We start from the raw sequence: 24040 nt of genomic DNA on the forward strand, positions 1-24040 counted from the left end.
ATTCTCCTGAGATTCCTCAAGCCAGCGGAGCTTGCAGATGAGGCATGCCCTGTCGATCGAACCGACACCAACCAGCCGTTCGCTGACTGCCGATTACGCGGCGACGGACACCGCCCCCTATCTGCAGATTTCGGACCTGTGGAAGACCTATGGCGATTTCGTCGCGCTGCGCGATATTTCGCTCTCCATTGCCAGGGGTGAGTTCATCTGTTTCCTCGGCCCCTCCGGCTGCGGCAAGACTACGCTGCTTCGGGCGATTGCCGGTCTCGATCTTCAGACCAAGGGCGCCATCCTGCAGGACGGACGCAACATCTCGACGCTACCGGCCTCGAGCCGCGACTATGGCATCGTCTTCCAGTCCTACGCGCTCTTTCCCAACCTGACCATCGAACAGAACATCGCCTTCGGCCTGGAAAACACAGGTCGATCGAAGGCTGGTGTTGCATCCCGGGTCGCCGAACTCCTGGAAACCGTCGGCCTTTCCGCTCACGGCAAAAAATATCCGGCCCAACTTTCCGGCGGCCAGCAGCAGCGCATCGCGCTTGCCCGCGCCATCGCCATTTCGCCGGGGCTATTGTTGCTCGACGAACCGCTTTCGGCACTCGACGCCAAGGTCCGCGTGCATCTTCGCCATGAGATCAAGGCGCTGCAGCGAAAGCTCGGCGTCACCACCATCATGGTGACGCACGACCAGGAGGAGGCGCTCGCCATGGCCGACCGGATCGTCGTCATGAACCACGGCGTCATCGAGCAGGTCGGCTCGCCGACCGAAATCTACCGTCATCCCGAGACGCTGTTCGTCGCCGACTTCATCGGCGAGACCAACCAGTTCGAAGCCCGTGTACTCGGAGACGGCGAAGTCGAGATCGGCCACTCTGCCTTCTGCTGTTCGACGGAGGATTTTTCCACCGGCCATGCGGCAACGGCAGTCGTTCGCCCGGTCGACATTATTCCCCACGGAGCGGATGCCCATGCCGTCAACGCCAGCGACCGGCCGGCCACACCGCAAAACCTGATTGACGCCGAGGTGCGCGAGATGGAGTTCCTCGGCATGTTCTGGCGCACGTGCCTGACGGCACCCCGTCTCGGCGAACGCACGCTGGTTGCCGACTTCTCGGTCAACGCGGTCAGACGTCTGCGGATCGAAACCGGCGGCGCTATCCAGGTGGAGATCCCGCGCGAGCGCCTGCTGCTCTATCCGAGGGGTGCCGGACGATGAACATGGTTCTGGAAGCACCCCACCTTCCCCTGATCGGCAAGCGGCTGCGCCAGGAGTCCTCCAAAGACGATCGCGTCAAGCTCGGCTTCATGGCGGTCATCGGGCTCTATCTGGTGGTGGCACTCGGCGCACCGCTCTTCGTGATGCTGTCGAAGTCGCTTTCGACCTATAGGTTCGAGCTTTCAGCCTTCGAGTTCCAGGTGAGCGACGAGACCGGTGCGAACTGGGGTCCAATCGCTAGCGCCGAAGACCTGAACCGTACACTCGCTGCCGTGACGGAAGCCGAGCTGTCGGTGAGTTCCGACGGGCGGCTTGCGGCCACGAAGTTCTTCCCGGAGTTCAAATTCCGCAGTCCCGTCCACTACCGCATTCGCGGCACCAGCGATGACGCGGCCTTCCTGGTCGGCTCCACGCTGGAGAAGGGCACGGAGTGGCGCGAATACGATTCCGGCACGTTCCGGCGTGTTGTGCTCCGGCCCGCACGCAGCCTCGGCTTCGAGAATTTCAGCACGTATTTCTCGACGCCAGCCCTTGCCCAGTCGATCTACAATTCCGTGCTGATGGCGGTCATCAGCACCGTGTTCACGGTTGCGATCGCCTTTACGCTCGCTTTTGGGCTGACACGAAGCTGCATGCCGTTGAAAGGGCTCTTTCGCGGCATCCTGACGATCCCGATCCTCGTACCCTCCCTGCTGCCGGGCATCGCGCTCGTCTATCTCTTCGGCAATCAGGGGGTCTTCAAGGACTGGCTGCTCGGCTATTCCATCTATGGACCGATCGGCATCGTCATCGGCTCGATCTTCTTCACCCTGCCGCACGCCTTTCTGATCATCCTGACCGCCCTTTCCGTCGCCGATGCTCGGCACTACGAGGCAGCGACTTCGTTGAAGGCCAGCAAATGGCGCACGTTTACGACGGTCACGGTGCCCGGCGCGCGCTACGGGATCGTCTCGGCAGCCTTCGTCGTCTTCACGCTTGTCATCACCGATTTCGGCTTGCCCAAGGTGATCGGCGGGCAATACGGTATGCTCGCGGTCGATATCTACAAGCAGGTGATCGGCCAGCAGAACTTCGAGATGGGAGCCGTCGTTTCCGTCATCCTGCTCGTGCCGGCGGTGCTTGCCTTCTATGTCGACCAGCGCATGCAGAAACGTCAGGTGGCGCTCCTGTCGGCGCGCGCCGTGCCCTACACGCCCAAACGCAATGCTCGCACGGATACGCTCTGCTTTGCCTTCGCCTGCTTGGTCAGCCTGTTCATTCTCGGCATGATCGCCATGTGCCAGATCGCAGCGGTCGTGAAATTCTGGCCCTATGACCTGACGCTGACAGCCAAGAACTTCGCGTTCGACCTGATGGATGGTGGCGGTTGGGCCGCCTATGGCAACTCGATCCAGCTCGCATTGCTGACGGCGCTCTTAGGTTCGGTCATCGTCTTTGCCGGCGCCTACATGGTCGAGAAGGCAGATGGCTTCCGCTTCGGCCGCGGCCTGTTTCATTTCCTCGCAATGATGCCGATGGCCGTGCCCGGCATGGTGCTCGGCCTTGCCTATATCTTCTTCTTCAACAACCCGGCCAATCCACTGCACCCGATCTACGGCACGATGACGATCCTGGTCGTTTCGACCGTGACGCACTTCTACACGGTCGCGCACCTGACCGCGTTGACGGCACTGAAGCAGATGGACCCGGAATTCGAATCCGTCGCCGCCTCGCTGAAGCAGCCTTTCCATCGGCTGTTCTTTCGGGTCACGGTGCCGGTCTGCCTACCGGCGATCCTCAACATCGCGATCTATCTCTTCGTCAATGCGATGACGACCGTCTCGGCGGTGGTGTTTCTCTACTCGACCGATACGAAACTCGCGTCGGTTGCCGTACTCAACATGGATGACGCCGGCGACATCGCGCCGGCGGCGGCCATGGGCATGATGATCTTCTACACGAACGTTGCGGCCAAGCTTGTCCACGCGCTGATCTCCCGCGGCTTGCTCGCGCGCACCCAGGCCTGGCGCTAAGTCGCTTCCAGGCCTTTGCAAAGCGCCGCCTCCCTTCGCTCTGAAGGGGGCGGCGCTTTTTCTGCGCCCCTCCCTAAGCCACCCGGAGCTCCGCCATCACAGCCTTGCGGCCGCTTCCGGTGCGCAGGCGCTCCATCTCGTTGAGACGTGAACGCTGCGGCGTAAGGCCGTAGCGTTCGCGGTAGGTTCGGGAAAAGTGCGAGGCGGTGGAAAAGCCGCAGGCGACTGCGATCTCGATGACCTGAAGGGAGGAGGTGAGCAGCAGCAGGTGGGCGCGCTCCAGCCGCAGGTCGAGATAGTAGCGCGCCGGCGTGCGGCCCATTTCCCTTCGAAACAGGCGCTCGATCTGGCGCCGGGACAATCCGGTCGATGGTGACATGTCGGCGAGCTTCAACGGCTCGGCAAGATTTGCCTCCATCTTTTCGATGACACGGATCAATAGCGGATTGTCGATGCCGAGGCGCGCCTGCAGCGGCAGGCGCTGGCGCTCGCCGGTCTCGCGCAGCCGCTCACAGAGCGCTGCCTCGCAGATACGGGTGGCCACGTCCCGACCAAGGTCCGCTTCGATGATGTGCAGGAACATGTCGAAGGGCGCGTTGCCGCCGGCGCAGGTGTAGATCCCGCCGTCGATTTCGAATGCGGTCTGGTGCGCGTCTGCGACGAAAAACCGTTCGGAGAAATCGGGAAAGTGTTCCCAGTGGACGGCGCAGCGACGCTCATCAAGCAGCCCCGCACGCGCCAGGCAGTAGACGCCGCCGCCAAACCCGGCGAGGCACGCATTGCTGCGCGCGCCTGATCGCAGCCAGGCCTCAAGGGCCCTGTCGGCCGGCGGCTTCGTGCGGCCGCCGCAGACGACGACGAAGCCTGTGTCGGTACCGCGGCCAAACCGGGTGCGTTCGGCCGAGAGCGGCCCCGCTGCCGGGATGCCTGTGCCGCAGGATGAGATGGCGGGTTCACCATCTGACGTTACCAGGTGCCAGCCGTATATCGGGCGGCCGACAACGTCATTGGCAAGACGCAGCGCTTCGATCGCTGCCGAAAAACCATGCAGGGCGAACCCATCGAGGAGGTAGAAGGTGAAGTGGCGAGCCTGCGCACATGCCTGTTGCATTGTCTCTTCCTGATCACGAAAGGCGTCAACGTGGTACGACTGGGGAACAATAGTTACATTATGCAACATTTCGCGTTGTTGCCAATCCCCGTTTGAGCGAGGATCCAATGAAATTCGCTTGAATCCGGGGAGGGGAAGTGGTTTGCGATGTGCGTCGCGGCGTGGACAGGCGCCGCAGCTTGTCAAATGGACAAAAATGAACACAGATAGTCACATGTCAGAACAACAAAACGCTCGCGCTCTTGCTCCTCGCCGTCACGGCGAGATCCTCAGGCGTCTTGCAGTCGACGGTACCGTTGGTATCACCGAGCTTGCGGACTTCTTCGATGTTTCGCGTCAGACCATCAGGCGCGACCTGAAGCTTCTTGCCGATCGCGGTCAACTCGATCTTGTCCATGGCGGTGCCACCCTGTTCGAGCCAACCGAGGCAGCCTTTGTCGAGCGGCGGGAGGAGAATGCCGGGCCAAAAGCGCTGATCGGCCGCGCGGCGGCAGGTCTCGTGCGCGACGGCATGGTGATCTTCCTTGATTCCGGCACGACGACGCTTGCTGTGGCCCATGCTCTGGCTGGGCGAAAAAACCTAACGATTTGTACGACTTCTCTATCGATTGCCCTGTTGATGTGCCGTCAGCCCCAGGTGCGCGTCCATATGCTCGGCGGCGAAATAGATCCGGATGAAGAAGCGGCCATTGGTATCGATGCGCTCGAGGCCATCAGCCATTTCCGTGTCGACGTCGCGTTCCTGGGCGGCGGCGGCCTGTCGCCGGATGGCGAGGTGACCGACTTTACCCGCAGCGGCGCCGAGCAGCGCTCGCGCATGGTGGCAACGGCGGCCAAGGCCTATTTCGTCCTCGACAGTTCCAAGTTCGGACGGCTGACGCCGTTGCGTATTCCCCGGTTCGAAGCGGCGGCCGGGGTGATTGTCGACCGGCATCCGCCGGAGGCAATCCGCGAGGCGCTTGAGCGCAAAGGTCCAGCCTTGGTCGTCGCAGAATTATGAAATGTAATATTTTGTAACTTTATGTCTTGTTCTTTACCCGCATTTTGTTACCGTGCGGCCTTCCATGGGTTCGGGAGGTCGTTTCATGGCGCAGGAATTTCCAAAACAGGCACAGGTCGTCATCGTCGGTGGCGGCATCATCGGCTGCTCGGTCGCCTATCACTTGACCAAGCTCGGGTGGAACGACGTCGTTTTGCTGGAGCAGGGGCAGCTGAGTGGCGGCACGACCTGGCATGCGGCCGGTCTCGTCGGTCAGTTGCGCAGCCACGCCAACATGACGGGTCTGATCAAATACTCGACCAAGCTCTATAGCGAGCTGGAGTCCGAAACCGGACTTGCCACCGGCTGGAAGAATTGTGGCTCCCTCTCGGTTGCCCGCACGCAAGACCGCATGACCGTGTTGAAACGCACGGCCGCCTCGGCCCGTGCACAAGGTGTGGCGATCGAGGTGATCTCGCCGAAGGAGGCGCAGGATCTCTGGCCGGTCATGGCGATCGACGATCTCGTCGGCGCCGTCTGGCTGCCGGGCGACGGCAAGGCCAATCCGACCGATCTCACCCAGTCGCTCGCCAAGGGCGCACGCAATCGCGGCGCGCGGGTGATCGAGCGCGTCCGAGTGACCGGTATTTCGACCAAGAACGGCGCCGTCACCGGCGTCGAAACCGATCGGGGCGCCATTGCCGCGGAGATCGTCGTCAACTGCGCCGGGCAGTGGGCGCGCAAGGTCGGCCAGATGTGTGGCGTCACCGTGCCGCTGCACTCGGCCGAGCACATGTACATCGTCACCGGTCGCATCGAGGGCGTGCATCCGGATCTGCCGGTCATGCGCGATCCCGACGGCTACATCTATTTCAAGGAGGAAGTCGGCGGGCTCGTCATGGGCGGCTTCGAGCCGGAAGCCAAGCCCTGGGGCATGGCCGGCATTCCCGATGATTTCGAGTTCGCGCTTCTGCCTGACGATTGGGACCAGTTCGAAATCCTGATGCACAATGCGCTGCAGCGCGTGCCGCAGCTTGCGACGTCAGAAGTGAAGAAGTTCTACAACGGCCCGGAGAGCTTCACCCCGGACAACAATTTCATTCTCGGCGAGGCGCCGGAACTGAAGAACTTCTTTATCGGCGCAGGCTTCAACTCCATGGGGATTGCCAGCGCCGGCGGGGCAGGTCGAGCCCTTGCCGAGTGGATCGTAAACCGCGCGCCGACCATGGATCTTTGGCCGGTCGATATCCGTCGCTTCGCCGGCTTCAACAACAATCCGCGTTGGCTGCACGATCGCGTCAAGGAAACGCTCGGTCTGCACTATGCGATGCCTTGGCCAAATCGGGAGCTCGATACGGCGCGCCCCTTCCGCCGCTCGCCTCTCTACGATCGCCTTGCCGCCAAGGGCGCGTGCTTCGGCTCGAAAATGGGATGGGAACGGGCCAACTGGTTTGCCGCGCAAGGCGAGCGCCCGGTGACCGAGTATTCCTTCGGTCGGCAGAACTGGCATGAAGCGGTCAGGCGCGAGATGAAGGCGACGCGCGACGCTGCCGGCATTTTCGACCAGACCTCCTTCGCCAAGCTGCTTGTCCAGGGGTGGGATGCGGCAGCGGCGCTCAATCGCATCTGCGCTGCCGACATCGACGGCGAGATCGGCCGTTCCGTCTATACCGGCCTCTTGAACGCCCGGGGCGGCTACGAGAGCGACCTAACCGTCATGCGACTTGCCGCCGATTGCTTCTTGCTGGTCACAGGTTCGGCCCAAGCGGTGCATGATGCGGACTGGATCCGCAAGAACCTTGCCGCGGACGCCCACGTGACTTTGACCGACGTGACGTCGTCCTATGCAGTCCTGGCGCTGATGGGGCCGAAGTCGCGCGACATTCTCTCGAAGCTCACGTCGGCCGATATCTCGAACGAGGGCTTTCCCTTCGCGACCATTCGCGAGATCGATATCGGCTACGCCACGGCTTTTGCCAACCGCATGACCTATGTCGGCGAACTCGGCTGGGAACTGATCGTGCCGACAGAATTCGCGGTTGGTGTTTACGAGGCGCTGCACGAGGTCGGTCGCGCGTTCGGCCTCATGGATTGCGGCTACTATGCGCTTGAGGCGTTGCGGCTGGAGAAGGGTTATCGCGCCTGGAGCCGGGAACTGACACCCGACATCAACCCCTACGAGGCCGGTCTTGCCTTTGCTGTTGCTCTGGGAAAACCCGACGGCTTCGTCGGCCGCGATGCGCTCGTGGCTGCAAAGACCAAGGGCACGCCGTCGCGTCGCATCGTGCAGTTTACGCTCGACGATCCCTTGCCGATGCTTTGGGGCGGCGAACTGATCCTGCGTGCGGGAAAACCGGTCGGCGAGGTCCGCTCTGCCGCCTACGGTCACACGCTCGGGCGTTCGGTCGCACTCGGACTGCTCGAAAGCCCCGAAGGCGTGGACAAAACCTTCCTCGAGGGGGAGCGCTTCGAGATCGATCTTGCCGGCGTTCGCTATGCCGCGACGGCGCATGTGGCGCCGGCCTACGATCCGCGTGCGCTGAAGGTCAAGATTTAGACCACCGTCCGTGACACGGCGAATTGCGCGCGTTGATCTTTCCGCGAGCCTGTCTAGGCGGGCTCGCGTTCCAGCAGGAGCTTTGCCGTCTGCCAAAGATCTTCGACCCTGCGGCTGCGCGTTGCCGCATGACGGTAGAGGCGTATTTCGAGGTCGAGATTCCAGCCCCGATCCGCGGAAGCGGGTACGAGAGCCCCGGCATCGATCGCGTCACGGGCAAGGCTTTCGGGCAGCCAGCAAACGCCGGCACCCGTCATGGCCATGTTCATCAGCCCGGCGCTGATCGTGTTTTCATGCGTGGTGCGACGCCGGAAGGGCGGGCGCCGCAGCATGAGACGCGAAAGGGCGACACCGAAGAAGGAATTGAACCCGTAGCTCAGATAGGGAATGGAGAGCCGCGGGTGCGCCACGGCCCGATCGAGGATGTGCAGTCCCGGTAGCGTGCCATCGGGGATGGAGACCTTTGCCGCGGCGAGCGGGATCAGCCGGTCATGGGCGATCGTCAACGACGAGAATTGTGCGCGGTCGAGATGGAACGGCACCTCCGAATGCGCATAGGTCAGGAAGAAATCCGCCTCGTCGCCGATCAGGGCGTCAAGATTGGCCTCGATGCCGCCGCGGTCGGGCATCAGCGAGGTGCTGAAGGCGCCACCTGCATTTTCCAGCAGTTTGAGCCAGCCCGGGAAGATCGTTACCGTCAGCGTATGGAGCGCGGCAAAGCGGATGAGGCCTTCTTCGTGCGACGGGCGCAGCGACTCGCGTGCTGCATAGAAGGTTCGGATTGCCTCCTGTGCTATGGGCAGGAAATTGCGACCTGCCGACGTCAGTTCCGCCGGCATGGTGGCGCGGTTGATCAGCGTTGCGCCGAGCCAGCGCTCCAGCTGTTTGATGCGACGGCTGAAGGCAGGCTGAGTCACGTTGCGCAACTCGGCAGCGCGCGAAAAACTCGATGTGTCGGCAAGCGTCACGAAGTCCTCCAGCCACTTGATCTCCATGCCCAGATCTCCCCTACGTTGCAGCTGAGGGGATCATAAGTCCTTGGAAGGAAATCGCTATGCCGATATTGCATCAGCCTTTGCTAAAAGCGAATTAGCCAAACCCCGACAAACCTTCCACGTTGCGCCCAAGGCAAACAGTTCTGATTTCGAGGCAGCGAGGAGGCTCACGAAATCAAGCTGATAACAAAAGGGGGATTGTTAATGGCCTTCCAGCTTCACGCTGATCTTATTCTGCACAACGGCCGTATCTGGCGGGGCAGGGAGGAGGGGACCAGCGAGGCCGTTGCCATCTGGCAGGGCAAGGTTCTGGCGACCGGCAGCGATGCCGAGATGGCGAGCCTCAAGGGGCCGCATACCGAGGTGATCGATCTCGAAGGCCGTTTTGCCAGCCCCGGTCTCATCGACAATCACCTGCACCTGATTTCCACCGGCATCACCATGGGCTGGGTCGATGCGACGCCTGCCGCCGCGCCGACGCTTGCCTCGCTTCTGTCAAAACTTGCCGAACGGGCCGCCTTGACGCCGAAGGGTGGCTGGGTACGAGCGCGCGGCTATGACCAAGTCAAGCTCGATGTCGGCCGCCATCCGACCCGGGAGGAACTCGACCGCGCCGTGCCGGATCATCCCGTGCTTTTGACGCGCGCGTGCGGCCATGTGGCCATCGCGAATTCGCTGGCGCTGAGCCTGGCCGGTGTCACCGAGGCGACGCCGGTACCCGACGGCGGCGTGATCGGCACCACGGACGGGCGCCTCAACGGGTTCCTGGCGGAAAACGCGCAGAACCTCATCAAGACGGCCATTCCCGAGGTGACGACGGAGGAGTTGATCGACGGCATCGAGCGGGCAGGGCGTTATCTTCTGTCGCTCGGCATTACGAGCTGTATGGATGCGGCGGTCGGCCAACTCGCCGGCTTTGCCGAAATCCAGGCCTATGAGATGGCCAAGCTTTCCGGCCGCTTGCCGGTGCGCGTCTGGTTGACGCTGCTGGGCGATCCCGGCGTCTCGATCGTCGAGGATTCATGGCGGGCGGGGCTCATTTCCGGCGCGGGTGACGACCTGTTGCGCGTCGGTGCCGTGAAGATCTTCCTCGACGGCTCGGCCGGCGGGCGCACCGCCTGGATGACGAAGCCCTATCTCGGCGAGCCCGACAATCTCGGCGTGCAGATGCTGCCGGATGCCGATGTCGAGGCGATCGTCAAATCCTGCCACGACCGCGGCTATCAGATGGCCTGCCACGCGATCGGCGACGGTGCGATCGAGCAGCTGGTCACCGCCTATGAAAAGGCGCTGGCCGCCAATCCCGATCCGGATCGGCGTCATCGCATCGAGCATTGCGGCTTCTCGAGCCCCGAGCAGGATCGGCGCATGAAGGCGGCCGGCATTCTGCCGGCGCCGCAGATGGCCTTCATCCACGACTTCGGCGACAGCTACATCTCGGTGCTGGGCGATGAGCGCGGCAAGGCGTCCTACCAGATCGGCACCTGGATGCGCATGGGCCTCAAGCCCTCGACAGGCTCGGACTCGCCGGTCTGCTCGCCCGACCCCTTCCCGAACCTTCACGCCATGATCACGCGCAAGACCGGCAAGGGCACCGTGATGGTGGAGACGGAGAAGCTGAGCCGCGAGGAAGCGTTGCAGGCCTACACGGAGTATGGCGCCTATTCGCAGAGGGCCGAGGGCGTGAAGGGCAAACTGGTGCCGGGCCAATGGGCCGACATTGCCGTCTTCGACAACGACCTGCTGGAAGCACCGGCGGACACCATCCTCTCAGGCACACGCTGCCTGATGACCCTGCTTGCAGGCCGCGTCGTGCATGACGCGCGCTGACGGCCTGCCGGACTGACCAACACAAAGCCGAAAACGGCACGAGAGGGAAAACAGCATGCTGAAAAGATTGACATTGGCCGCAATGCTCGGCCTCGGGGTGGCAACCGGAGCGCTGGCTGCGGGTGAACGCCACGGCGGAACGCTCGTCTTTACCGCACCCTATGGCTCGAGCTTCGCTACGCTTGATGTTCAGGCAAGCCCGAACACGCAGGAAGAATTTATCACCCAGGCGATCCACCGCGCCCTCTACAGCTGGGATTCGATCCAGAACAAGCCGGTGCTGGAACTCGCAAGCTCGGAAGAGGTGTCCGAGGACGGTACGGTGCACACCTATCGCCTGCGCGACAATGCCGTCTTCCACAACGGCAAGCCGCTGACGGCCGACGATATCATCTACAGCTACAAGCGCATCGCCAACCCGAAGAACGCCTTCCCGGGCGCCAGCTATATTGCCGTCATCAAGGGTGCGGATGAGTTCATCGCCGGCAAGGCCGAGGAGATTTCCGGTCTCAAGAAGATCGACGACCACACGCTGGAGATCACCTATACCGGACCGATCAACCCCGGCTTCCCGCTGATGCAGAACACGACGGTGATCTATCCGTCGAATGTCGAGGATGAATCGAGCTTCGCCAAGACCCCCGTCGGCCTCGGTGCCTTCGTCTTCAAGGAACACGTGCCGGGTTCGCAGGTCGTCGTCGAAAAGTTCGACAAGTACTACGAGGAGGGCAAGCCCTATCTCGACCGCATCAACATCGTGCTGATGGCCGAGGACGCCGCGCGCGACGTCGCATTCCGCAACAAGGAAATCGATGTCTCCATCCTCGGGCCTACCCAGTACCAGGCCTATCAGGGTGAGGACGCGCTCAAGGACCACTTGCTCGAAGTCGCCGAGGTCTATACGCGCAACATCGGCTTCAACCCGGCCTTCGAACCCTTCAAGGACAAGCGGGTCCGCCAGGCGATCAACCATGCGATCAACGCACCACTGATCATCGAACGGCTCGTCAAGAACAAGGCCTACCCGGCTTCCGGCTGGCTGCCGCTGTCTTCGCCGGCCTTCGACAAGGACAAGGCGCCCTACGCCTTCGATCCTGAGAAGGCCAAGGCTCTCCTTGCAGAAGCAGGCTATGCCGATGGCTTCGAATTCGAAGTGACGGCGAGCCCGAACGAAAGCTGGGGCGTGCCGATCGTCGAAGCCATCCTGCCGATGCTGAAGAAGGTCGGCATCACCGTGAAGCCGAAACCGGTCGAAAGCTCGGCGCTTGGCGATGCCGTGACGTCGAACAACTTTCAGGCCTTCATCTGGTCGAACCTGTCCGGTCCCGACCCGCTCAATGCGCTGCGTTGCTTCTATTCCAAGACGGCGCAGTCGGCCTGCAACTACGCGAGCTATTCGAGCCCGGATTTCGACAAGCTCTATGAGGCGGCCCAGCAGGAACGCGACCCGGCCAAGCAGGGCGATCTGCTTCGCCAGGCCAACAACATCGTGCAGGACGATGCGCCGGTCTGGTTCTTCAACTACAACAAGGCCGTCATGGCCTACCAGCCCTGGATCCACGGCCTTGTCCCGAACGCGACGGAACTGGCGGTTCAGCCCTATGACGAGATCTGGATCGACGACACGGCTCCGGACGCACGCAAATAGCCCTTGAGAGGTTCGGGGCGGCTTCGGCCGCCCCACACATCAGTTGTCCCACCCAGTCGGGTGGCCAAAATGGAACCGCTCATGCTTCGTTTTACCCTGCGCCGCATTCTGCAGGTCGTCCCGACGATCGTCGTGGTGGCGCTGCTGATCTTCGTTATCTTCTCCGTCGTCCCCGGTACCTTCGCGGCCAGCCTCTTTGCTGACGGCAAGCGCGCCGCCGATCCGCAAATGATCGCTCGCCTCAACGAGGAGTTCGGTCTGAACAAGCCGCTGATGGAGCGCTTCGTGACCTATGTCACGGATCTCGCCCAGTTCGATCTCGGCACCAGTTTCCGCACGCGCCAGCCGGTCATCGACCTCATCGGTGACCGCATGGGCGCCTCGCTTCAGCTGGCCGTTGCCGCCATGGTCTTTGCCATCGTCGTCGGCGTGCCGCTCGGCTTTCTTGCCGCACTCCGGCCCGGTTCGATTCTCGATACCGTGACGATGATCGGCGCGGTTTCGGGCCTCTCCATGCCGCAATTCTGGCTCGGCCTTTTGATGATGTACCTCTTCGCGCTGCAACTGAACTGGCTGCCCAGTTTCGGCTATGGCGACGGCTCTTTGCAAAACCTCATCCTGCCGGCCGTGACCCTCGGCGTTACACCGCTGGCGCTGCTTGCGCGTACCACGCGGGCCGGCGTGCTCGACGTGTTGAACGCCGATTTCATCCGCACCGCCCATTCCAAAGGCATGAGCGAGGCGAAGGTCGTGCGCTGGCATGTGGCCCGCAATGCGCTGGTGCTGATCGTCACCACGGTCGGCCTGCAGTTCGGCTCGCTGATCGGCCAGGCGGTCGTCATCGAAAAGCTGTTCGCCTGGCCCGGCATCGGTTCGCTCCTGGTCGACAGTGTGGCGATCCGCGACATTCCCGTGGTGCAGGGCACGATCCTCGTCATCGTGCTGTGGTTCCTGATCATCAATACCGCCGTCGATCTGGTCTATGCCGCGATCGATCCGCGCATCAAGCAGGAGTGACGCCCATGCGCCTCGGCTTCAACTTCTGGCTCGGTGCGACGCTGACGGCGCTGGTTATCTTCGCCGGTCTCCTTGCCCATTGGATCGCACCCTTCGACCCGGTGCTCGATGCGGACCTGATGAATTCCGAACTGCCACCGGACGCCACCTTCTGGTTCGGCACGGACGCGCAGGGACGCGATGTCTATACCCGCATTCTCTACGGCGCGCAGATCTCGCTGACCGTCGGCATCGTGTCGCAGGTGATCAACTCGATCATCGGCGTCACGCTCGGTATGACCGCAGGCTATTGGGGCGGCTGGTGGGACGACCTGGTCAACGGCCTGACCAACGTCATGCTCGCGATCCCCTCGCTGATCTTCGCGCTTGCCGTGATGGCGGTGCTCGGCCCCGGGCTGCCGTCGCTTTTGATCGCGCTCGGCCTCACCAACTGGAGCTGGACCTGCCGCATCGCCCGGTCTTCGACGCTGTCGCTGAAATCGCAGGGCTACGTGCAGGCGGCCCAGACGCTGGGCTATGGCGACCTGCGCATCATGTTCACGCAAATCCTGCCGAACATGATGGGGCCGATCCTCGTCATGGCGACGCTCGGCATGGGCTCGGCGGTGCTGTCAGAAGCTGCACTCTCGTTCCTCGGGCTCGGCATCCAGCCGCCGTTCCCGAGCTGGGGCTCGATGTTGACCGATGCCCGCCAACTCATCCAGCTCGCCCCCTGGGCGGCGCTCTTTCCCGGCCTTGCCATCTTTCTTTCGGTGCTCGGCTTCAACCTTCTCGGCGACGGACTGCGCGACAGCCTCGATCCGCATATGAGGACGCGCAAGCCATGACCGCGCCGCTTCTCGACATCAAGGACCTCCAGCTTGGCGTTTCGCTCGGCCGTTCCAGCCACCATCCACTGCTCAAGGGCGTCTCCTTCCAGATCATGCCCGGCGAAGCCTATGGCCTCGTCGGCGAATCCGGTTCCGGAAAATCGGTCACATCGCTTGCCGTCATGGGCCTTTTGAAACGGCCGCTCGCCGTCACCGGCGGCGAGATACTGTTCAAGGGACAGAACCTTTTGGCGCTGCCGAAGCGTGAGATGCGGCGGCTGCGCGGCAACCGTATCGCCATGATCTTTCAGGAGCCGATGACGGCGCTGAACCCGCTTTCGACGGTCGGACGACAGATCGCCGAGATGTTCGTGCTGCATCAGGGAAAAAGCTGGGCGGAAGCCGAAAAGCTCGCCGTCGAGGCGCTCGGGAACGTGCGCGTGCCCAATCCTGATCGGCGTGCCAGGAACTACCCGCACCAGATGTCCGGCGGACTGCGCCAGCGGGTGATGATCGCGATGGCGCTTGCCTGCAGTCCGGACCTGTTGATCGCCGACGAGCCGACGACGGCCCTCGACGTGACCGTGCAGGCCGAGGTGCTGCGGCTGATCAAGGAACTCTGTGCGGCACGCGGCACGGCCGTTCTCTTCATCAGCCACGACCTCGGCGTCATCGCCAGCATCTGCCAGCGCGTCGGGGTGATGTATTCGGGTTGCCTCGTCGAGGAGAACGAGACGCGGGCGCTCTTTGAAAGCCCGAAGCACGAATACACCCGCGGCCTGCTCGGCGCTCTGCCGCGCCTTGGCAGCCGCAGCGAGCATGGGCGGCAGCGGCTCGTCGATATCGACAGCATCATCGCCGACCGCTCGAAGCTGACGGAAAGCCGCTTCATCACGCCCCGTGAACTGGAGGGGAGCCAGCCATGACCGCTCCGCTGTTAGAGGTGGACGATCTCCACGTCCGTTTCCCGATTTCCGGCGGCGGCCTGCTCGGCAAAGGACGACGTACGCTCCACGCCGTCAACGGCATCAGCTTCGAGCTCGCCAAGGGCGAATGCCTGTCGATCGTCGGCGAGTCCGGTTGCGGCAAGTCGACGACGGCGCTCTCCATCCTCGGCCTGCAGGAACCGACCGAGGGCGTGATCCGCTATCGTGGTCAGCCGCTGGCGGGGCCCGGCGCGCCGCACCGGATGGACCGGGCGAAGGCGGTGCAGATGGTGTTCCAGGACCCCTATGCCTCGCTCAACCCGCGCCAGTCCGTGCGCACTTCGCTCGCTGCACCGCTGCGCCTGCACGGTGTTACCGCCGCCTCGGAAATCGAGGGCCGCATCGAGGCGATGCTGAAGAATGTCGGCCTGACGCCCGAACAGGCCGGGCGCTATCCGCACGAGTTCTCCGGCGGCCAGCGTCAGCGCATCGGCATTGCCCGCGCGCTGATCCTCGAGCCTGAAATCGTCGTGCTCGATGAACCGGTCTCTGCCCTCGATGTGTCGATCCGTGCGCAGATCATCAATCTCCTGCTCGACCTTCAGGAAAAGCTCGGCCTGTCCTATCTGATGATCAGCCACGATCTGAGCGTGGTGGAGCATATGAGCGACCGGGTGTTGGTGATGTATTTCGGCGAAGTCGTGGAAGAGGGCGGCTGGCGCGAGATTTTCGAAGCACCCACTCATCCCTACACGCGCCGGCTGATTGCCGCCATTCCCGATCCGGATGCGGCGTTGAAGCCGGCGGCGGGGCAGGCGAGCGACGTCGCCGTGCCGCACCTTTCCGGCCGCAGCTTCGTTTCCGATGGCAGCACCGCGCCGGATGTCTTTACTGCCCCCGTGCGGTCCGAGCTGATCGAGATCGGCAGAAACCATCGGGTTCGGATGGCTTTGGCCTAACCGATGGAATGTGTTGAGCGAAGCCTTGTTCCGCCTTGCGGCAAAGATGGGCTAGGTTGCTCGACATCCGAGCGTGGAATCTTTGAAATCTAGGATGAGCCAATGAAACGCATGCCGAAGATCGCCGTGATCATGGATGAAAACACCAGTGCGGGTGGCGGACGCTATGACGTATCGAGAAACTACTTCTCCGCTCTTCGCCGCGCCGGCGCCTTTGCCTTCGGCATTCCCTATATCCCTGACATCGTCGACCAGGTCGTCGAGGAGTTTGATGGGTTCCTAAGCGTCGGCGGCCGCATCAACTTCCCGAAAAGCTGGTATGTCGAAGGAGACCAATCCCAATATCCGCCCTCGGATCGACTGGCCGTCGACATGGCATTGATGGAAAGCTTCCTTGCGCGCGACAAGCCGGTGCTGGGCATCTGCAACGGCATGCAGATGCTCGGCTGCCTCAACGGTTGCCGGATGGTTTCCGATGTCCATTCGTCGTGGCCCGGCGCGCTCAATCACGACCAGGCCAATTTCTCGCATGACGTCAGCATCGTCGCCGGCACCAGAATGGCCGACATCCTCGCCGTCGAAACATTCGCCGTGAACACGTTTCATCGCGAAGCGATCGTCGAGGTCTCCGATGCCGTGACCGTGACTGCCCGAGCCCCCGATGGAGTGGTCGAAGCGATCGAGGTCGCCTCGCAGACCTTTGCCATGGGGCTGCAATGGCACCCTGAAATGCTGGATGCGGACAGCCATCCGGGCGCTCGCGTTTTCGACGCCTTCGTCGAGGCGTCAAACCGGCACCTTCGATAACCTGCTCCACGGCCTTGTTGCGCTCTTCCGGAAGCACATTTTGCCGTCTCGCGATTGACGTTGGCGGCGCCAGCAAATAGGGCCAAGCCGAGAGGCGTGCCGAACGCCGGCAGACAGCAACAGGAGTGTAGAGTGAGCGAACCGACCGTAGCAGAGGCAACAGATCGCATTTACGCATCGCTGCAGGCAGACAATGCCGACATCGATCTTCATATCGCGACGCTCAAGGCAGCATTGACGCGGGCTGGTTTGAAAGAGGCCGTCTTCGATCCGACCAGGCTCGTGCAAAACAACCGTTCCGGACGGAAGCTGATGCAGGCATACTTTCGGCAGCGCGGCGTAACGGTGAAATTCTCCGCTTAAGGATGTCTTCCACACAGATAGGCCGCGGCAAGGCGGCCTATGAGGTGGCATTCCTGGTCCATGTGGAGCGGTCGGCGAACTACCCCGGCCGAACCTCTCGGCGCGCGACCCTTTCAATCGGTCATCTCGCGCGCAAACGGCCTCTGGCCGCATTTTGTAGCCGCGTCCGGTAAGCGCGCCACGTTCGCGCTTCAGCCCCGCGCTTTGGCGATGGCGTCCTTCAGTCCTTTTTCATCCAGAACGCCGGGAATGATCGCCGAGCCGATGACGAAGGATGGCGTGCCAGCGAAATTGAAGGCGAGTGCCTGGCTGTAGTTGCGGTCGAGCAGTCCGGAAATCTTGGCATTATGCGTGTTCACGGCTGCGGTCAGCTCTTTCATCGAAAGACCTGCGCCGATCAGCGCCTTCTCGATGTCGTCCTGCGACAGCCTCGCCTTGGTCTTCATCAGTGCTTCCATCGCCGGCTGGTACTTGCCGATTTGGGCGGCTCCAAGCACCGCTTGCGCGGCAAAGACAGAGGCCTCGCCCAAGATCGGCCAGTCCTTCAGCACGAGCCGCACGTTTCCGTCGGCCTTGACCACCTTTTCGACCGTCGGATGCACTTTCTTGCAGTAGGGGCACTGATAGTCGAAGAATTCGACGATCGTGACATCGCCCTTCGGATTGCCGAGGACAGGCGCGTCCTTGTCGAAAAACACTTCCTCCTTGCTCAATTCCTGGGCGAAGGATGGTCGGCTTCCGACAAGCACGGCGGCAGCGGTCGCGGCCGTGGCGGTCAGAACGGTTCTGCGGGTGAGCATTAGATTTCTCCTTGTGCGAATGGGGTGACGCCGAAAGCGACGACGCGTGTGGCGATGGCAAGGACCATGCCGCGCAGGCAAACGGGGGAAGTCGGAAAGGCTGAAGCAATCATTCTGTCTGCTTCCTGTGCTCAGATGAAAAGGCGGCGAGCCGCTCGGCGATTGCCTCGCGCGAGATTTCGCCGAGGTGGGTCGCGGCGAGCGTACCGTCCGGATTGATGAAAAGTGTGGCGGGAAGGCCGATCGCGCCGTAGTGCCGGGATAGGTCCGAGAAAGGATCGAGAAGGATGGTTTCCAGGTCGACGCCGGTTTGGCGCAGATAGGATTCTATCGCAGCGCGGCTTTCGCCCTGGTTCGCGAAGAGGAAGTCGACCTCGGGATTGCCTTCGGCCATCCCAGCCATCATCGGCATTTCCCGCCGGCAGGGCGGACACCAGCTTGCCCAGAGATTGAGAACCGCAGGCCGGCCCTTGCGCTCGGCGATGGCAAGGGCTTCCTCCCGTGCGAGCACGGCATAGGACGTTTCCGGGGCACGGGGTGCCGTGCGGCTATCGGTGAGGGTTGTAACGACGACCCAGACGAAGAGGCCGGCAGCGAGGGGCAAGATCGCCCAGGGTGCGGCTTTTGGTGCTCTTCGCCAGAGGATCACCACGGCGAGGAGAACGCCGAGGAGGCCGCCTGTCGGGGAAAAACCGCCCTGCCAGATGGCGAGAACGCGCAACGGCTCTTTCAGGAAGCTCTCGGCATGGGCGAGCACATGCCCCGCCCGCGCGCCGACAACGCCCAAAAGTGTGGCCGCTGTCGTAAAGCTGCCAAGCCGGTTGTCGACGCGCGCAGCAAGGAGAGCGCCGATCAGCATGAACACGACCAGGCCGACGATCACCGAAAAGCGATCGGCAGAGAAGGCGAAGGGGCCTATCGCGACGGCGTTCATTGCGCACCACTCTTGGCGATCCGTGCCGCCTCCGCAAGCGAGGCGGACGTGATTTCGCCGACGAGGCGCGTACCGGGCGCCTCGTCCTTGCTGGGGTCGAAGAAGATCATGGTCGGCGGGCCGACGACGGCAAGTGAGCGCATCAGCGCGCCGTTCTCCGCATCGAGGGTGGTGACGTCGAGGCTTGCCAGCCGGACCCCGCTGAGGCCGGCAACGACATCAGGCGCCGTCAGCACGGATCGTTCGATCGTGCGGCAGGTGACGCACCAGTCCGCGGTGACATAAACGAGGGTCGGTTGCCTGTCGGCTGCTGCGGTGTCGAGAAGGCTGGAGAGTGCACCGGCCGAGCCGACCTTGGTAAAGTCCGACTTCTGGATGGTGGCTGTCTGCCCACCGCTCGCTGTCCCCTTGAGCGGACCGAGGGGGGTAAGCGGATCGCTGGCTCCAAGGCCGAAGCCCACCAGCAGGAGACTGCCCCAAATGAGCGAGACGACAGCGGTCAAGCGCGCCAGCACGCCATAGCCGCGCGTCGGGCGCAGCCCGTCGAAAGCGCCCGCGTAGATGCCGAAAGCAAGGGCCAGCACGGCCCAGGGCAGGAGGAGGAAGCGCTCCGGCACCAGTGGCGTCGCAAGCCAGATCGCCGTTCCCAGAAAGGCAAAGCCGAAGACGTGCCGGACACGTTCCATCCACGCGCCGGCGCGCGGCAGCGTCTTGCCGCCGATCGTCGCCATGATGATCAGCGGAATGCCCTTGCCAAGTCCAAGCGCGAAAAGGGCGAGTGCGCCGACCGCAATGTCACCGGTCCGGGCAATGTAGAGGAGAGCGCCGGCAAGCGGCGCGGTTACGCAAGGGCCGATGAGGAGGGCGGAGGAAAGACCGAGCAGGGCGGCAGCACCGACCGAGCCGCCCTTCTGCCGGCCGCCGCTTAGGCGGTTGCCGATCGCTGCCGGCAGCTTGACCTCGAAGAGCCCGAAGCTGGAGAGCGCCAGGAGCACGAACAGTGCGGCGACCACGCCGATTGCGACGGGTGATTGCAGCATGATCTGCAGGTTCTGCCCCGACCATGCGGCCGCGATGCCAAGGAGACCGAAGGCGGATGCCAGAGCCAGCACATAGGCGGATGCGAGCACGAAACCGCGTCCTGCCGTCAGCCCCTCTCCCTCGCGCGTGAGCATGGCCGCGACGATCGGATACATCGGGAAGACGCAGGGCGTGGAGGCGAGCAGCAGTCCGAAGCCGAGGAAGCCGGCAAGAAGCAGCGCAAGCCCGCCCCCGGTCATCAGTCGGTCGACCGCCGTCTCGCCGCCGTCAGCTTCGATGGAAAACCCTGTATCCGGCGCTTCCACGGGGCGTGCGTCCTTGGCAGGTGCAAAGGCAAAGCCACCCACCGGCTTGCTGATGGTCATCGCGGCGGTATCGATTGTGCGCGTTGTCGGCGGATAGCACAGCCCGCCATCCTGGCAGCCCTGATAGGCGAGGCGGACGGTCTGAGGCGCATTGGCGATCCAGGCGGAAACCTTCTGGTAGTAGACCTCGGTCGTGCCAAAGCCCGGGTCGTCCTTGACCGTGCCCGGTTCGGTCTGCAGGGCGATCGGTTGCTTGCTCTCATCTTCTGCTGCCAGGAAGTCCCTGTAGAGATAGTAACCGTCGGCGATCGTCCATGTGATCGCCAGCCGGCCGTCGTCCTGCCAGGCGATTGCGGGCACGAAGGCCTGATCCATCGGCAGGGGCGCTTCGAGCGCCCGGGCCGGCAGGATCGCCGCAATCAAAACCCAAACCAGTGCCAGCAGACTTACTTTCCGCATCGTTCTTGCGTCCTCGTCTTCATTCGAGTGCGGAGCGATCAAGCCGCTACCTTAAGGCAGCCTTAAAATGACGGATCGGGCAAAAGGATGGGAAAGGGCCGCGCAAACTAATCCGTTAAGACCTTGGCGCTGACTTTCTCCAGCGTCGGGTTGTCGCGGACACTGCGGTCGGTCACCAGAACATCGACCGCCGAGAGCGGGGCAAATTTGTAGGCGCCGACGGTTCCGATCTTGTCAGGTGTCGCGATCGCGACCACCTCGGCAGACACCTGCAGCATCGCGGCTTTGACCGCCGCTTCGTCATAGCCGGCGGTGGTTAGGCCGTACTCCTCATGGAGACCATGAACGCCGATAAAGCAGATATCCGCGCTCAGGGCGTGGATTTGCTCGAGGACACGCGCGCCCAAGGTCATCTGGCTCCGCTTGTCGAAGACCCCGCCGAGAAGGATGACTTCAAGGTTTCGGTGTTCGGCTGTCGCCGTCGCAATGGTTGGGCTGTTGGTGATGACTGTTGCCCTCAAGTCCAGTGGCAGATGCTTGGCAAGCTCGAGATTGGTGGTTCCGCCATCGATCATGATGATCTGATCGGGCAGAACGATCTCGACGGCGACGCGTGCAAGCTTCGTCTTTACGTCCCTGGCAATCTTGTATCGCCCCTGGAATGGTTGTTCACCGGGCGTCACCGGGAGGGCAGCGCCGTGAACGCGCTTGATCAGGCCGGCGGCTGCGAGTTCCCGAAAATCGCGCCGTGCCGTGTCCTCCGACAGCGAGAAGCGCTCTGCCAGGTCGGCGGTGGAAAGTCGGCCCTTTGACTGCAGTTCAGCAAGAATGAATTTACGGCGCTCGTCCGGGGTCGATTCCAATTTCCTACTCCATCCAGATTGCACGATTGTGCGTATTCGTGCATATACAGGAATCACAAGATCTCAACAAGGATTATGTGATGAGCGTTTTGGCTATCAAAGGAAATGTCGTCCTCCCGAACAGGATTCTGGAAAACGCAGTGGTCGAATGTCGCGGTGACCGCATTGCGAGCGTTGCGGCCGACGGGGGAATTGGCGAGACCGCGACCGTACTCGACATGTCCGATCACTTTATTTGCCCTGGTTTTGTCGATATCCACATCCATGGGGCCGCGGGCGCAGACTACATGGATGGCACGGCTGAAGCGGTAAGGGCGGTCAATCGCGCCCATGCGCGACATGGCACCACCTCGGTGTTCCCGACAACGACCACCGGATCGTTCGAGCAACTCGATGCGATGATCAAAGCGTGCGAAAACGTGCATTCGAATTGGTTGCCCTCGGATGGTGCCCGGATCGCCGGCGTGCACTTCTACGGTCCCTATTTCGCCGAGGACAAGGTTGGGGTCCATTCTAAGGAAGGCCGCCGGGATCCCGTTCGGGAAGAGTACGAATACTTCCTGACCAAGGAGATCGTCCGGATCGCGACATGCGCATCCGAGCTGCCAGGCGCGCTCGAGTTTTTCGAGTTCGCGCGTCAGCAAGGCTGCTTCATCACCTGCGGCCACTCGAATGCGGCATGGGGCGAGTTGGAGGCGGCGTTCGCGCGCGGCATGCGGCATGTCGATCATTTTTGGTGCGCAATGAGCTCCGTGTCGTCGTTGCGGCAGCGCTTTGGCACGCCGATGCAGGCGGGCATGGAACAATACGTTCTCATGAACGACGAGATGAGCACCGAGGTGATCGCTGATGGCATCCATCTCTCCGACGATCTCTTGCGTTTCGCCTTCGAGATGATCGGCCCGCAAAGGACCTGCCTGGTTACGGACGCAAACCGCGCCATGGATGCGCCTCCCGGCAAGTACAGGTTCGGCTCGGAAGATGACGGCACCTGGGTGTTCAGCGACGGCAATTCGGTCAGAGGCGCCGATGGAAGCCTTGCAAGTTCCATGCACGGGATGGACCGGATGGTTCGAACGATGGCGCATGCCGTCGGACGCGACCTGCCTTCGGTCATTCGGATGGCTTCGCTGACGCCGGCGGAACTGGTTGGCGCTGCCGGCGACATCGGAAGCATCGAGGCGGGCAAGTTGGCGGACTTCGTGGTGCTCGACCGTGATCTCAACGTGAAGTCGGTGATTATCGGGGGGGTCGTTGCCGTCGCCGATGGTGCAAGCCTCGGGCAACAGATCTGATGCGGGCGCCCGAAGTCGCTCTCGGCATCGATGTCGGCGGCACCAAGACGCGCTGGATGATCGCTCACGACGGAGTTCTTCGGGCCGATCATCAGGTTCCGACGGTTGCCTGGAGGCACGCCAGCTATTCCGACGAGGATTGCCTTCGCCTGAAGCGCCTCGTGGAGGCGACCTTCGACGGGGTTACGCCGTCGAGGGTTGTCATGGGGGCGAACGGCTGCAACGACGAACAGGCACTCCGCCGTTGCGAGACCGCGCTTCGTGATGTGACGGGGTGGAACATCCGTGTCGTGAACGACGCAGAGCTGCTTGCGGCTGCAGGTCATGGGCGAGGCATTTCGCTCATTGCCGGAACGGGGTCCATTGCTGTCGCGAGAGACCGCGCCGGCACGCTGATATCGGCCGGTGGCTGGGGATGGCTCATTGGCGATGACGGCGGCGGGGCCGGTTTGGTTCGGCGCGCCCTTCAGGAGGCGCTCGCCGCCGAGGATATTGGAATGCCGGATCGCCAGCTTTCGCAGGCGCTGATGGAGAGCCTGGCGATCCCAAGACTTCTGCACGCGAACGAGCGGCTGGCGGAGGCGCCGTCTGCGGCTTCCCTGGCATGTCACGTACCTGCGATCTTCGAGGTTGCAGCACGTGGCTCCAGGATCGCCGGGCGCGTTCTGGAGGACGGGGCGTCCAGTCTTGCAGATCTGGTCGGCAGGCTTCACCGACGCGGCGCACCCGGCCCGGTTTTTGCCGGAGGCGGCCTATTGGAAAGCCAGGCCCGGTTCTTCAGCCATGTGAGCCGCCTTATCCGGGAGCGATACGGCCTCATCGTGTTTCTCGTGCGTGAGCCACCTGTGGTTGGCGCGCTGAAGCTGGCGGGCGAGAGGGGGGGCGCCAGGCACCCGTGAATGCTCGCCGAGCATTGGTCTCGCTTGTTAAGCTGCTGGGAGAGCGGGTGGGGAGATTGCTGTTCGGCGGCACTGCGGTCGGGTGTGGCGATCGACCACGCCGAACAGTTGCCCTTGATCGGCTGGCGTCTCTAAGAAATCGACATTTGTTCGAAGTCTGTCTTGTGCCGGACGAGCACTTTCTGGGCGGCCGGCCGGCGCTTTTCGGTCGG

General features: G+C 62.7%; 20 protein-coding genes. 14 read left to right on the plus strand and 6 right to left on the minus strand.

Going from position 1 to position 24040, the window contains the following annotated elements; genetic code table 11:
- Window positions 1–37 precede the first annotated feature (37 nt).
- Window positions 38–1219 (plus strand): putative 2-aminoethylphosphonate ABC transporter ATP-binding protein, encoded by a 1182-nt coding sequence (locus JVX98_RS30255; protein ID WP_205240054.1) that lies wholly within the window; start codon window positions 38–40, stop codon window positions 1217–1219.
- A 2-nt stretch (window positions 1220–1221) separates the two neighbouring features.
- Window positions 1222–3231 carry a putative 2-aminoethylphosphonate ABC transporter permease subunit gene (locus JVX98_RS30260; protein ID WP_205240079.1) on the plus strand — a complete coding sequence of 670 codons (2010 nt, stop codon included), beginning with the start codon at window positions 1222–1224 and terminating at the stop codon, window positions 3229–3231.
- Between the two features lie 73 nt (window positions 3232–3304).
- Here JVX98_RS30260 and JVX98_RS30265 read toward each other — a convergent pair whose 3' ends face one another.
- Complete coding sequence (locus JVX98_RS30265; RefSeq protein WP_205240055.1) at window positions 3305–4342, minus strand: GlxA family transcriptional regulator; 1038 nt, start codon at window positions 4340–4342, stop codon at window positions 3305–3307.
- A 214-nt stretch (window positions 4343–4556) separates the two neighbouring features.
- Here JVX98_RS30265 and JVX98_RS30270 point away from each other — a divergent pair, with 214 nt between their 5' ends.
- On the plus strand, window positions 4557–5342 hold the full coding sequence (locus tag JVX98_RS30270) for a DeoR/GlpR family DNA-binding transcription regulator (RefSeq protein ID WP_205240080.1): 786 nt from the start codon (window positions 4557–4559) through the stop codon (window positions 5340–5342).
- An 85-nt stretch (window positions 5343–5427) separates the two neighbouring features.
- The gene (locus tag JVX98_RS30275; protein WP_205240056.1) at window positions 5428–7878 is read left to right on the plus strand and encodes an FAD-dependent oxidoreductase; all 2451 of its coding nucleotides are present in this window, start codon (window positions 5428–5430) and stop codon (window positions 7876–7878) included.
- A gap of 53 nt (window positions 7879–7931) precedes the next feature.
- On the opposite strand, the gene JVX98_RS30280 is transcribed toward JVX98_RS30275, so the two are convergent.
- Window positions 7932–8873, minus strand: a complete 942-nt coding sequence (locus JVX98_RS30280) for a LysR family transcriptional regulator (RefSeq protein WP_205240057.1) — start codon at window positions 8871–8873, stop codon at window positions 7932–7934.
- 204 nt (window positions 8874–9077) lie between these two features.
- Between JVX98_RS30280 and JVX98_RS30285 the strand changes: the two genes are divergently transcribed.
- The 8 genes from JVX98_RS30285 to JVX98_RS30320 all read left to right on the plus strand — a co-directional run bounded on the left by JVX98_RS30285 (window position 9078) and on the right by JVX98_RS30320 (window position 17232).
- Entirely contained in the window at window positions 9078–10703 is a 1626-nt protein-coding gene (locus JVX98_RS30285; RefSeq protein ID WP_205240058.1) for an amidohydrolase, read from the plus strand.
- A 55-nt stretch (window positions 10704–10758) separates the two neighbouring features.
- The gene (locus tag JVX98_RS30290) at window positions 10759–12351 is read left to right on the plus strand and encodes an ABC transporter substrate-binding protein (RefSeq protein ID WP_205239551.1); all 1593 of its coding nucleotides are present in this window, start codon (window positions 10759–10761) and stop codon (window positions 12349–12351) included.
- Window positions 12352–12432: 81 nt separating this feature from the next.
- On the plus strand, window positions 12433–13368 hold the full coding sequence (locus tag JVX98_RS30295) for an ABC transporter permease (RefSeq protein WP_205239552.1): 936 nt from the start codon (window positions 12433–12435) through the stop codon (window positions 13366–13368).
- Between the two features lie 5 nt (window positions 13369–13373).
- On the plus strand, window positions 13374–14195 hold the full coding sequence (locus JVX98_RS30300) for an ABC transporter permease (RefSeq protein ID WP_043620630.1): 822 nt from the start codon (window positions 13374–13376) through the stop codon (window positions 14193–14195).
- Window positions 14192–15103 (plus strand): ABC transporter ATP-binding protein, encoded by a 912-nt coding sequence (locus JVX98_RS30305; protein WP_205239553.1) that lies wholly within the window; start codon window positions 14192–14194, stop codon window positions 15101–15103. The genes JVX98_RS30300 and JVX98_RS30305 overlap by 4 nt, the downstream gene beginning before the upstream one ends.
- Window positions 15100–16062: an ATP-binding cassette domain-containing protein gene (locus tag JVX98_RS30310; RefSeq protein WP_205239554.1), complete on the plus strand. Its 963-nt coding sequence runs from the start codon at window positions 15100–15102 to the stop codon at window positions 16060–16062. The genes JVX98_RS30305 and JVX98_RS30310 overlap by 4 nt, the downstream gene beginning before the upstream one ends.
- A 102-nt stretch (window positions 16063–16164) precedes the next feature.
- Window positions 16165–16869, plus strand: a complete 705-nt coding sequence (locus tag JVX98_RS30315; protein ID WP_192448381.1) for a gamma-glutamyl-gamma-aminobutyrate hydrolase family protein — start codon at window positions 16165–16167, stop codon at window positions 16867–16869.
- Between the two features lie 132 nt (window positions 16870–17001).
- Window positions 17002–17232 carry a hypothetical protein gene (locus JVX98_RS30320; protein WP_192448382.1) on the plus strand — a complete coding sequence of 77 codons (231 nt, stop codon included), beginning with the start codon at window positions 17002–17004 and terminating at the stop codon, window positions 17230–17232.
- Between the two features lie 191 nt (window positions 17233–17423).
- Here JVX98_RS30320 and JVX98_RS30325 read toward each other — a convergent pair whose 3' ends face one another.
- From JVX98_RS30325 to JVX98_RS30340, 4 genes are all read right to left on the minus strand, one after another.
- Window positions 17424–18032, minus strand: coding sequence for a DsbA family protein (locus tag JVX98_RS30325; protein ID WP_205239555.1), 609 nt, complete (start codon window positions 18030–18032; stop codon window positions 17424–17426).
- A 109-nt stretch (window positions 18033–18141) separates the two neighbouring features.
- Window positions 18142–18966, minus strand: a complete 825-nt coding sequence (locus JVX98_RS30330; RefSeq protein ID WP_205239556.1) for a TlpA disulfide reductase family protein — start codon at window positions 18964–18966, stop codon at window positions 18142–18144.
- A complete protein-coding gene (dsbD, locus tag JVX98_RS30335; RefSeq protein WP_205239557.1) occupies window positions 18963–20771 on the minus strand; it encodes a protein-disulfide reductase DsbD in 1809 nt (602 codons plus the stop codon). The genes JVX98_RS30330 and dsbD overlap by 4 nt, the downstream gene beginning before the upstream one ends.
- Before the next feature lie 107 nt (window positions 20772–20878).
- Entirely contained in the window at window positions 20879–21634 is a 756-nt protein-coding gene (locus tag JVX98_RS30340) for a DeoR/GlpR family DNA-binding transcription regulator (protein WP_205239558.1), read from the minus strand.
- An 80-nt stretch (window positions 21635–21714) separates the two neighbouring features.
- Between JVX98_RS30340 and JVX98_RS30345 the strand changes: the two genes are divergently transcribed.
- Window positions 21715–22929 carry an N-acetylglucosamine-6-phosphate deacetylase gene (locus JVX98_RS30345; RefSeq protein WP_205239559.1) on the plus strand — a complete coding sequence of 405 codons (1215 nt, stop codon included), beginning with the start codon at window positions 21715–21717 and terminating at the stop codon, window positions 22927–22929.
- Complete coding sequence (locus JVX98_RS30350) at window positions 22929–23828, plus strand: N-acetylglucosamine kinase (RefSeq protein WP_205239560.1); 900 nt, start codon at window positions 22929–22931, stop codon at window positions 23826–23828. Before JVX98_RS30345 ends, JVX98_RS30350 begins: the two co-directional genes overlap by 1 nt.
- The last annotated feature ends 212 nt before the right edge of the window (window positions 23829–24040 follow it).

Source organism: Ensifer sp. PDNC004, from assembly GCF_016919405.1.
Taxonomy (GTDB): domain Bacteria; phylum Pseudomonadota; class Alphaproteobacteria; order Rhizobiales; family Rhizobiaceae; genus Ensifer.